At 36.9% G+C, this 11,025-nt stretch carries 7 protein-coding genes; 2 read left to right on the forward strand and 5 right to left on the reverse strand.

The window, feature by feature from the left end:
- Positions 1-183: 183 nt before the first annotated feature.
- From PL77_RS12335 to PL77_RS12355, 5 genes are all read right to left on the reverse strand, one after another.
- Positions 184-399, reverse strand: a complete 216-nt coding sequence (locus tag PL77_RS12335) for a hypothetical protein (RefSeq protein ID WP_044205522.1) — start codon at positions 397-399, stop codon at positions 184-186.
- 233 nt (positions 400-632) lie between these two features.
- The gene (locus PL77_RS12340) at positions 633-2,093 is read right to left on the reverse strand and encodes a glycoside hydrolase family 30 beta sandwich domain-containing protein (protein ID WP_044205632.1); all 1,461 of its coding nucleotides are present in this window, start codon (positions 2,091-2,093) and stop codon (positions 633-635) included.
- Between the two features lie 88 nt (positions 2,094-2,181).
- On the reverse strand, positions 2,182-3,957 hold the full coding sequence (locus tag PL77_RS12345; protein WP_044205529.1) for a hypothetical protein: 1,776 nt from the start codon (positions 3,955-3,957) through the stop codon (positions 2,182-2,184).
- 19 nt (positions 3,958-3,976) lie between these two features.
- On the reverse strand, positions 3,977-5,461 hold the full coding sequence (locus PL77_RS12350; protein ID WP_044205531.1) for a RagB/SusD family nutrient uptake outer membrane protein: 1,485 nt from the start codon (positions 5,459-5,461) through the stop codon (positions 3,977-3,979).
- Positions 5,462-5,479: 18 nt separating this feature from the next.
- Positions 5,480-8,440: a TonB-dependent receptor gene (locus PL77_RS12355; protein ID WP_052444365.1), complete on the reverse strand. Its 2,961-nt coding sequence runs from the start codon at positions 8,438-8,440 to the stop codon at positions 5,480-5,482.
- Between the two features lie 385 nt (positions 8,441-8,825).
- Between PL77_RS12355 and PL77_RS12360 the strand changes: the two genes are divergently transcribed.
- Both PL77_RS12360 and PL77_RS12365 read left to right on the forward strand, forming a co-directional pair.
- Positions 8,826-9,713: a hypothetical protein gene (locus PL77_RS12360; RefSeq protein WP_044205534.1), complete on the forward strand. Its 888-nt coding sequence runs from the start codon at positions 8,826-8,828 to the stop codon at positions 9,711-9,713.
- Positions 9,694-10,953 (forward strand): isoprenylcysteine carboxylmethyltransferase family protein, encoded by a 1,260-nt coding sequence (locus PL77_RS12365; protein ID WP_044205537.1) that lies wholly within the window; start codon positions 9,694-9,696, stop codon positions 10,951-10,953. The genes PL77_RS12360 and PL77_RS12365 overlap by 20 nt, the downstream gene beginning before the upstream one ends.
- The last annotated feature ends 72 nt before the right edge of the window (positions 10,954-11,025 follow it).

Here is an 11,025-nt window from a genome sequence, read left to right on the forward strand (position 1 = left end):
CATGTAGAAAGATTGACTGAAAGTTGACGATAATTTAGTTTACAATGTATTAAATAGAGATTCTTGGAATTGACCGACAAAATAATGAAAAGAAATGATGCCCCTCCTTTTCAATTTTTGCATAAAAAAATCCCACATAAAAATGTAGGATTCCGTTGTTTGTCATTTATTGTTAAAGACCAGTTAACTGAGCAGATCTTGAATTCTTTTCTCTGCTTGTTCCACTGAAGAATAAGTTTCTGTCTTTCCGAATAGATTTCCTTTTAAATCATATATTTCATACTTTCCATGTTGGACATAACAGGGGTATACTAACGATATCTCACCTTTGTCTGATTTATAAGTTACAGCATCAGCAAAGGGACCATTTTGAAACGATTTTTGAATTTTACTTTCCATTTCTATATCTTCTTTATAATGTTATTGTACGTAAGAAAAGAAGATTAGTCTTGAGCATTTAAACTTATTACTAATTGAAAAGTAAATTTTCGTCAACCTTCAATAGATTTTTCTGCCTGCTTTTATAGAAACTACCTTTAAGCTTCCTTCTTCTTCATTTTTTCCATATAACGCAATAAGGCCCATTTTAGCAAATGGACCTTATTCTATCATCTATAACCGTATTGCACTATTTAAAGCGTTGCATTTGCATCATAAATCATTGTTCCTACACAATTTGCTGGAATTGTAACAATATAGGACTTATCAACACCTGTCATTTTAAAGTTGATCTTCTTTTGTGCTTCTGAATAATTCATCAGAAGTGTCACTATCTTACCTTCTGGCGTTAAGAAAGATACGTTTGGTAAATCGCCCATTTCGTTGGACTTAATTCTATGTGAACCTGTGGGAATAAATTTAGAAGCTTGACCGACTGTATAGTAAGCCACATTTCTTTGTACAGTATTTCCATCAATAGTCAATCCACCTAAACACAAAGTACAACCTCCATCCGTATGAGGTTCTTGGTTTGAATCAGCAGCCAAATTCCACTCCAATACCGTTCTACTCCAGTTTCTTGTTGCACCAATAAACATATTTTCAAAGTGCCACATCAATGTTCCTCCAAAGTCACTGTCGTTAGACCCAACCCATTGTTCTGTAAAATAAACTTCTTTTGATGGGTCCGCTGCCTTTACAGTGGATAACGCTGAGATATCACCCGCATATAGGTGGAATGCAGAACCATTGATGTATTGGTTAGCCTCTGAATTGATAATACTAATTGGATAATCCGGGCGATCACAATTGTGGTCGTACGTGATGATCTTAGTGGCAATCCCTGCTGCTTGGAATTTTGGTCCTAAATGCCCTGCAATAAACGCTGACATTTCATCTGCCTGCATCAATAAACTCGGTACGTTACCAGGGTGAAGTGGTTCATTTTGAATTGTAATAGCATCAATAGTAATTCCCTCCGCGGCGTAGGCTTGAATATATTTTACAAAGTAATCTGCATATACACCATAGTGAGAAGTCATTAACGATCCTCCTTTGTAATCTTTGTTTGTTTTCATCCACGTAGGTGGTGACCAAGGAGATCCTAATATTTTTATTGATGGATTAATGGCCAATATTTCTTTCAATACTGGAATTAGGTTTTCTTTGTCCTTTTGGATCGAAAAGTTATTTAAACTTTCATCTTCTGTTTCAGAATAAGAGAAAGGATAAGCATCTAAATCAGAAGCTCCAACACTCACTCTTAGATAATTAACGCCAATTTCTCCTTCATCATTACCAAACAGTTCTTGAAGAAGTTGGGCTCTAGCCGCTGAAGACATATTATTTAGGTGCAATGCACTACCTCCTGTCAAAGTGAAGCCAAAACCGTCAATTTCTTGGTAGGTATGTGATTTATCGACTCTTAATGTCGAAAATGTATTATCATTTCCTATTGAAAATGCACCTTCGATTAAACGAAGTCCTTGATTTTTTTGACCTCTAACATCATCTTGTGATGTGATATAAAGTTGAAGATTGGATACGTCGCCTGTTGATGGAGGAGGAATAGCTATACTATCTGCCTTCTCCGTACATGATGTATTCCCAAATGATGTCATCATCATTAAAACGATCCCTAGTAATGTATTCATATTTCCCTTTTTCATCATTATTTAGAATATTAAAGAGAGCACTCCTTTTCCACACGCAAGTTCATCAACAAAGAGTGCTCTCTATAGTTTAGTTAATTGTGTAAGCTGCTATTTTGTAATCTTTAGCAACTTCCAATGTGATGGAATACGTCCCATCTGAAGTTATAAACTTGAAGTTTGCCACATTCACACCCTCTTCTACTGAAGCTTTATTTGTAGCACTACCAGACATTGCCGTTGCATCATCCGTTGACCCTGCCGCATCTGAAACGCCAAACTCTACATCCCATGGAGAATTGAATTTTGAATCATGTCCTCCTGTAAGATTTTGGTCTGTAATTTTAAAAGTATATGGATGTTCGTAAGTCATAGGTATTTCTTCACGGTCATCCCAACCTGTACCATCCATCCAGTGGAATAATAAAATGTTGTAATACTGCCATTCTACTTTCGGTGCATCAAAGTCCACTTTTAATTGGTAAGCTTGGTCTCTCGCTACAGTAATTTCACCTTCTCCTTCCATAAAATAAGGAGCCCCTTTTACATTATTAGCATCTGGAGTTTCCGTCTCTCCAATTTGGCCTAATAATGAATATGAAGTACCGGTTCCATCTGAAGCTGAGTTTAGTGTGTAGTTGACAGAAGCTTGCAACGCTAAATAATGTGGTGCAGTAAACACATTTCCATCTTTAATGAGTTCGACTACTTCTGATCCATCACCTGGTATTAAGAATAACGCTTCAGGTGCTTCGATTGGTCCTGGTGTTGGAATGTCTAATTCTACCTCTTCAAAAGTGTAAGTATAGGCTGATCCTAAGAAGTCAAATGAAACAATGTAATCGCCTACGTTTGCATTCTGAAGGTCTTCTTTTGCAAGCCCTGCTGCATCTGCATAAGGTTCATAAAGTAAATTAGTTGTACCAGGTGATTGCTTATACATACGTCCCCAATCTCCATCAATTCTTAATACAAAACCACCTTCTTTCAATAAAGAAACGGTATCTTGGAATAAACCATTTCCTTGATAAGCTAAGGCTACATCACCGCCCCATTCACCTTCAATTGGTGTACCTACGATTCCGATATGATCAATTTTTTCTAATGAAAGAGTTTCATTTTTAAGGTCTAATGCTACTCTGAAAACACCACTTTCTATAGCAGTTACCACACTTCCACAAAGCTTTACTTTGTTGTCTTCCATGCCATAATGCAACGCTGGTTCCTCTTGTGCACTTACAAACTCAAAAGTTTCATCTTTTGTCAGTGACGTAATGGTCTCAAAGAATGTCGTATTTCCGTCCGCATCTTTAAAAGCCTTCATTGGGATGGCGTCAGCCATTACATTTCCTACTTCAGTGGCTGCCCCAAACAAATACATTTCGTTAGGAATTGGATCAGTAGAAAAACGTTTGAATTGAATCGGTGAAGATGAATAAGATATTCTTGATAGAGAATTCGCTTTTATGCCCCATTTTAATGTTGAAGCAACTCCTTTCTCATAACATCCTTTTGCTAAAGCTTCATCTATTTCTTGATACGAAACGCTTGCTGTAAGGCCTCTCCCATTTTCGTCTGCTTCTACTTCCAACAATGGATGATCATAAGAAGAAGAAGTATCACTGACCAATACCACCGAGTAAGTAATAATATAATCTGCCGTATTAACAGCGGCTTCCCATTCAAAATCAACGGTCTCTGATGGAAAAATTTCATCTAATTCAATCGTTGCATTTGCTTGAGGAAGGATGGAAGTGGGAGCTGATAGGTCCCAATTTCCTTCAGGTTGCATATTCGATTTTGTAGTACATCCGAAAGCCAAAGCCAACAGAAATGAAAGTACTACTGCTATTGTATTTTTACTCATTTTCTTGAAAGTTTAGCGTCTATAATGGATTTTGTTCTAATTCAGGATTAAGATCCAACTCTTGTTGAGGAATTGGTAATAACATTTTCGCTTCCGTCATATTGTAATCCACTGCTTGACCTGTTCTAAGATCAATCTCCACGAGGTTGTTCATTGTACTCACCGCAATATTGTGTCTTACTAAGTCATCCCAACGGTGTCCTTCTTGTGCCAATTCCAAACGTCTCTCCAAAAGGATTTTAGTTCTTAACTCCTCTTTTGATAAACCTCCGCTTACTGCTTCTAAGTTGGCTCTTGATCTGATTTTATTTAACTCAATCACTGCCGCACCGCTCTGACCAGTTTCATTCAAGGCTTCCGCTTTTAGTAAAACAATATCACCGAAACGAATCAAGTAAGGTCTATCAGTTGAGGCCCAACCCATTGCTTTTTTCCATTTATAAGAAAACGGAATGCTTGAACCTGTCGAATTTCCCCAATATTCATCTACCCAATTTACTTCTTCAAAAAGAACCGATGCTCCTTTTCTTGTTGCATCACCCTCTGCGTCATACGCTGCGATGAGGTCTTGTGATGGTGTGACAAATTTTCTCCAAGAATCACCTGATATTGATGGAGGAAGCAAAAGTTGTGGAGCAAAGTTTCCTTCATCTGTTCCTAAGTATTGTACTTCAATAATGGATTCCGCATTATTATAATGATCTCCATCAAAAAGGTGAGCATAGTTGGACAGTAAAGTATAAGCCGCCGCTGATTTCTCTACTTTATCAATTGCCACTAACGCATTGTCCCACTCGTGATGTTGAGCATAAACCTTTGCTAATAATGCATTGGCTGCACCTGCTGTCGCTCTGGCTTTATTGGTAGAACCACCTAAGTCGTTACCATTTTCATCGGTATAAAAATCGGGTAGAAGATTTGCTGCTTCAGTTAAATCCGTAATGATTTGTTGATACACTTCGTCTACCGAATTTCTTGGTACTCTTACATCTTCAGGCTGCGTTGATTTTGTAGGTTCAAGAATCAATGGCACACCACCGTGTAATTTGACTAAAGTAAAATAATGATAAGCTCTAAGGAATAATGCTTCGCCTTTGATTTCCGCTTTACGTTCTTCTGTCATCTTTGGGTCATCCACCAATTCTGCTTTTTCAATCACAGTATTGGCCTTTAAGATACCATTGTAGATTTGAGACCAATTTTTGAACAAACGGGAATTAATAGGCGTGATGGTCAATAAGTCCGCCTCAAATACTTCTGGATTGTCCCCTCCTGCGTAGGCGTTATCGGAACGAATATCACTAAAAATAACATGGTCCCATACATAGTACTCTGCAGACTGAAACGTTTCGTAAACACCTACTAACGCACTCTCAATTTGTGAAGCTTTAGTATAAGCATTGTCTGTTGTTTCTTCTGAAATAGGTTGGACATCTAAGAATGCATTACATGACATAGTACCCAATGCAATTCCTGCCGCTACGATATATTTTTTCAATTTCATGATTTCTTTGACTTTGGATTAGAATGTGATGTTAGCACCAAAAATGATACTTCTCGTCTGTGGGTAAGTTCCGTAATCAATACCAATGACTGTATTTGAACCACCACCTTGGTTTACTTCAGGATCAAAACCAGTGTAATTGGTCAATGTCCATAAGTTTTCACCCGTCACATAAACTTTAAAAGCACTCATGCTCAATTTCTTGATTACATTTTCTGGAAGGTGATACCCTAACGTCAGTGCTTTCAATCTTAGGTAAGATGCATCTTCCACAAATCGTGTTGAAATTCTAGAATTGTCTGTATTTCCTGGGCTAGATCTAGGAATATCTGTTTGGTCACCTGGACGCTTCCATCTTCTTAATACAGCCGAAGATTGTGATTTGGAATCAATCATTCCTTCTGTATTGATTCTTGTTGCATTCAACATATCATTACCTTGGGATCCTTGGAAGAAAATATTCAATGTCAGGCCTTTCCAACTTAAGGTATTCGTAAAACCATAAATGAAATCAGGGTTTGCATTACCAATAATTTTACGATCATCTGCTGTTGGGTTGAAAGTAGAATTACCGTCTCCTCCTAAATAATAAGCATTACCAGTGGCTGGATCTACTCCTAAAAACTCATAACCATAAAGCATTCCAAGCGGTTGTCCTTCTTTGACTTGAATCGCTTCTCCCCTGCCGGCAATTGAACCTAAATACATTTCTTGCCCTACGATGTCGGTTACATTATTTCTGTTGAATGAAATGTTGAAATTAGAAGACCAACGAATGGCTTTGTCTACATTTACAGTATTCAAATTAAATTCAATACCTTTATTTTCTATACCACCTACATTTTGAATTGCTGATGTGAAGCCCGTTGTTCTAGGTAAAGGTGCATCCAAAAGAAGATCATAAGTCTTCTTGATATAAGCATCTACTGTCAACTCAATTCGGTCTTGTAACAACCCTAAATCAAAACCGATGTTGGTTTGTGCCGACTCTTCCCATTTCAAACTTTTATTTTCCAATGAACCAGGGTAAGTACCCGGCATCGCTATTCCTCCGATTGGATAATTTCCTCCACTTCCTACTGTTCCTCTAAATGAGCTACCGATTTGATCGTTACCAACAATACCGTAACCTGCTCTCAATTTTAAATCAGAGATTACATCTACGCTTTTCAAAAATTCCTCTTCAGAAATTCTCCAACCAGCAGAGAACGAAGGGAAAACACCCCATAAGTTGTTCGGTCCAAACTTACTTGAGCCATCCACACGAATATTAGCCGTCAGTAGGTATTTGTTATTGAAAGCATAATTAACACGACCAATAAAAGAAGCGTTAGTCTTTTGTGATTCTGTAGCCGTTGCTGAAGCAATTTCTGACCCTGCATTTGGTGTATGGATCACATCTGATGCAAAATTTCTTCTTTCAATATGACTATTCTGCCAGTGGTATTTCTGAATGATGGCACCCGCTAAAGCCTGAATTTTGTGCTTGTTGATCTGCTTGTCAAACTGTAAAGTATTGTCTAAAATGAAGTACGTATTGTTGTTTTGTGAAACAATAGACTGTCCGTTTAATGCTCTACCATAAGACGTTTGGAAAGGATCTAGGAACGATTTGAACTTATCAGTATTGTTATCAATACCAAAATTAGTCTTGAATTTGAAATCCTTTAGGAAAGTCACTTCTGCATAGAGATTACCTAAAAGTCTTTTGTTGTTGTACCCTCTTTTTGAAGCATCTGTACTAGAAATTGGGTTTTCCCAATCTTGGAAAGGATTAGAAGTGAATGTTCCATCTTCATTATAAATCCCAATGACTGCGGGAGTAGTTAACACACCCAAGATCACACCTCCTTGGTTAATGGCATTGTTGTCGTTCACATCTACATCATTATAGTCTACATACGAAACTCTAGTACCTATTTTTAACCAATCATTCACTTCTTGATCCAAATTGATTTTGAAGTTGGCTCTGTTCATCTCTGCGCTTCTTACAGCTCCTTGAGAAGAAGTATACCCCCCAGAGATATAATAATTTGTTCTGTCCGCTTTTCCAGAAACAGCAAGTTGATAGTTTTGAGTATAACCTGTTTGAAACACCTCATTTTGCCAGTCTGTATTTTCTTGATACAACTCCCAATCTGTATTGTATCCCATTTCGGTCATCAGATCACGGTATTGCTCCCCATTCAATACTTCTTGCGTTCTCCAAACTTCATTGATACCACCATAAACATCTAGTGATACGGTTGGCTTAGTGGAAGTACCTTTTTTGGTCGTGATCAAAACAACACCATTGGCACCTTGTGCACCGTAAATAGCCGCAGCAGACGCATCCTTCAATACAGAAACACTTTCAATATCTGACGGGCTTAAAGATCTTGTATCAGTGGTCGGTACTCCATCCACTACATATAAGGGTTCAGAACCTGCATTGATAGAGTTTGTACCACGAATACGCATTGAAATACCTTGTGAAGGCTTTCCAGAGGAAGCTTGTACTTGCACACCTGCTACTTTACCCTGAATCAGAGAACCTACTTGTGTGTTTGGGCGTGATTCCATTTCTTCACTTCCCACCACACTTACAGAACCTGTAACATCTTTCTTGTTTTGTGTACCGTAACCGATGACTACTAACTCATCTAAACGGACCATATCTTCTTTTAGTGAGATATTGATTACACTTTGGCTCCCTACTATCACTTCTTCGGTGATCATACCAATATAGCTAAAGACTAAAATGTCTTCAGGCTTCGCTTTTGAAATTCTAAATTCACCTCCAAAATCTGTTGTTGTTCCGGTAGATGTATTCTTGATGAGGATCGTTACTCCCGGTATTCCATCACCATTTTGATCGGTGACTGTTCCACTAATCGTATTTTGTGCTGACGCCTCGGGCATCCCGAAGAGTAGTAGAGATAATAGCAGTAAGAGCATACTACTTTTCTCAAAAAAATAAGCAGTTAAAAATTTTGTCATTTCTAAGTCAAAATAAACAGATAAAAATTTCATTTCATGATCAGATAAGCAGTAATATATTACATAGTCAGCTGATGCTTATCGAACAATACAAAGTTGATATTTTTAAAACGTACCTCATACACCTAGTAGTAAAATAGTAGATTCTATTTAACACTAAAAACCTGATTTTATGAAACTTAACATAAATACAGAAAGTAAAATGAGTAGATCATTTATAAAAATATATCACTACTTTTTTGTGTTTATTTACAATTTTGAGGTCATTCTAGTGTTTTAGGCCTAATGGAAAAAGATCTTCAATGGCATTAATTCCTCTAATTCTTGTTCTTGCTTTTATTTGTATTTACTTTAGATTAGAATCAACTTCTCGACTACATTACTTATGAACGATACCTCTCAAAAAGCAAAAAAAAGACTCTTCATTATCACTGGAATTTTAGTGATAGCAAGCGTTGTACTCAAATTTATCAATCACAATCATATTGAGCAGACTTCGCTTTTATTTATTGGTATACCAACACTGATCACTTTGATGGTTATTCAATATTCCAAAACTCCCAAGACTGCCTATGGGGTTGCCTTTCAAGTCATCACTTTATTTCTTTTGATGGCTTCTATATTATTTGGCGAAGGAACTGTTTGTATTATTATGTCGGCTCCTATTTTTTATGGGGTATCATTTCTAGTCATTTTTATCATTGCTCAAATCAATAAACGCAAAAAAAATAAGGTATATACCTTAGCGGTAATTCCTGTCATAATTATTCTTTTTCAACCGAATCAGTACCTATCTACATCCAAAGTGTATTCAGTGAGTACGTCAGAAGTAATTCCTCATCAAGTCTCACTTTCACAACTTCAACAGCAACCTGATTTTTTAAGAGATTACCCTTCCATTTTTAAATTGGGTTTTCCCACACCACAAAAAATTACAGGTTACGGTTTAGGTGTTGGTGATCAAAGGCATATTCAATTTCTCTCAAAAACAAAAGGGGTAGGAACTTTAAGTTTGGCTATTGATAGTATCTCTCAACATTCAGTTGTATTCGACATCATTGCGGATGATACGCATATCAATCATTGGTTGACTTGGCAAAAAGTAAAAGTAGAAATTGAACATCAAGATGATCAAAGCATTGTAACATGGACTTCTAGTTATACTTGTGATTTAGGGCCTCAATGGTATTTTGGACCTATGGAGGAATTAGTGGTCAATGTGATGAATGAACATTTAATCCATTCTTATTTTAATGGAAATAGCAATCATTAGATCCATCTCAATTGTCATCACGTTTCTTTTCTTGGGTTGGCTCGCATTGAAAAAGAAACAGGAAGTGAAACGTAATTGGGCTATTTTTAATAGCTTGATCTATGTGGGGACGACCCTGCCATTGGTAAATTATCTTTTAGTAGAACATGGCTTCTGGAATTTTGTTGAAGAAAATGAAATCAAGATGCCTTATGACCTCTACTTTATCTGGACAGTATTGTGGGGTATTATTCCTCCATTGTTTCTAAAGAAAAATGATTTTAAATTCATCGCCCTCATTATTCTTTGGATGGATTTATTGCTTATGCCAGAGTTAGAAAAGTATGGAATATTAAAACTACAAAAGCATTGGATTTGGGGAGAAATCATAATGATGGTTTTGGTTTTCTTCCCTGCCTATTTTTGGTCGTACATCTATTACCATCAAAAATGGAACGGAATAAGAGCAGTATTTCAAGTTTTGATCATCATCCTCAAGATCTTTATTATTCTCCCTTTCTTACTTTACCTATACCAACTCTTGCCTTATCCCTCTTATCATTGGTCATCTATACAATTTCAAATTCTATTCATTATTGCTTTTCCAGCCTTTATGGCGGTACAAGATTTAGTCACCAAAGGTCATGGTACTCCATTTCCGTATGATCCCACGAAGCAACTCGTTAGAAATGGCGTCTATGCTTATTGCAGAAATCCCATTCAGTGGTCAATGACATTGATATTTTTATCATTAGCGTATTATCATCAAAGTCCCATTTTTCTGATAGGATGTGTCGTCTCTATCGCTTACGTAGTGGGTGTTTCAGAATTTCAAGAATACGATGACATGGAACAGCGATTTGGCTCCACTTGGTCCAACTATTTAAAAGAAGTCCCCAAATGGTATTTTCTTTGGATTCCTAAATCTATTCCAAAAGGAGTGATTTATTTTGACAGAAATTGTCACCAATGTTCTCAGGTAGAATTATGGTTTCAAAATAAAAACTGTATTAACTTAGAGATAAAGTCTGCTAGTACTTATCCCGGACAACCGCTTACAAAAGTGACCTATGCTGACAGCAATGGTAATATTGAAAATGGCGTAAATGCAATAGGGCAAGCACTAGAACATATTCATTTGGGATATGCCTCTCTAGGGTGGTTTATGCGTTTTTTCCCGGTGAGTTATCTTTTACAAGCCATTATTGATACCATGGTTTTTGATAGAGATGAAGAATGCGAAATAAAAAAGAAGGATTAAAGTATTCTTCAACTCGATTAAACTAAATAATTTAGATCTTTGTTCTCTTCCTTAGAAAAGTTACACATAAGT

It is taken from the genome of Flammeovirga sp. OC4 (genome assembly GCF_000812565.1).
In the GTDB taxonomy this organism is placed as follows: domain Bacteria; phylum Bacteroidota; class Bacteroidia; order Cytophagales; family Flammeovirgaceae; genus Flammeovirga.

Coding starts and splice junctions, on each gene's coding strand:
- PL77_RS12335 (WP_044205522.1), bottom strand. CDS start 399: ATGGAAAGTAAAATTCAAAAATCGTTTCAAAATGGTCCCTTTGCTGAT.
- PL77_RS12340 (WP_044205632.1), bottom strand. CDS start 2,093: ATGAATACATTACTAGGGATCGTTTTAATGATGATGACATCATTTGGG.
- PL77_RS12345 (WP_044205529.1), bottom strand. CDS start 3,957: ATGAGTAAAAATACAATAGCAGTAGTACTTTCATTTCTGTTGGCTTTG.
- PL77_RS12350 (WP_044205531.1), bottom strand. CDS start 5,461: ATGAAATTGAAAAAATATATCGTAGCGGCAGGAATTGCATTGGGTACT.
- PL77_RS12355 (WP_052444365.1), bottom strand. CDS start 8,440: ATGACAAAATTTTTAACTGCTTATTTTTTTGAGAAAAGTAGTATGCTC.
- PL77_RS12360 (WP_044205534.1), top strand. CDS start 8,826: ATGAACGATACCTCTCAAAAAGCAAAAAAAAGACTCTTCATTATCACT.
- PL77_RS12365 (WP_044205537.1), top strand. CDS start 9,694: ATGGAAATAGCAATCATTAGATCCATCTCAATTGTCATCACGTTTCTT.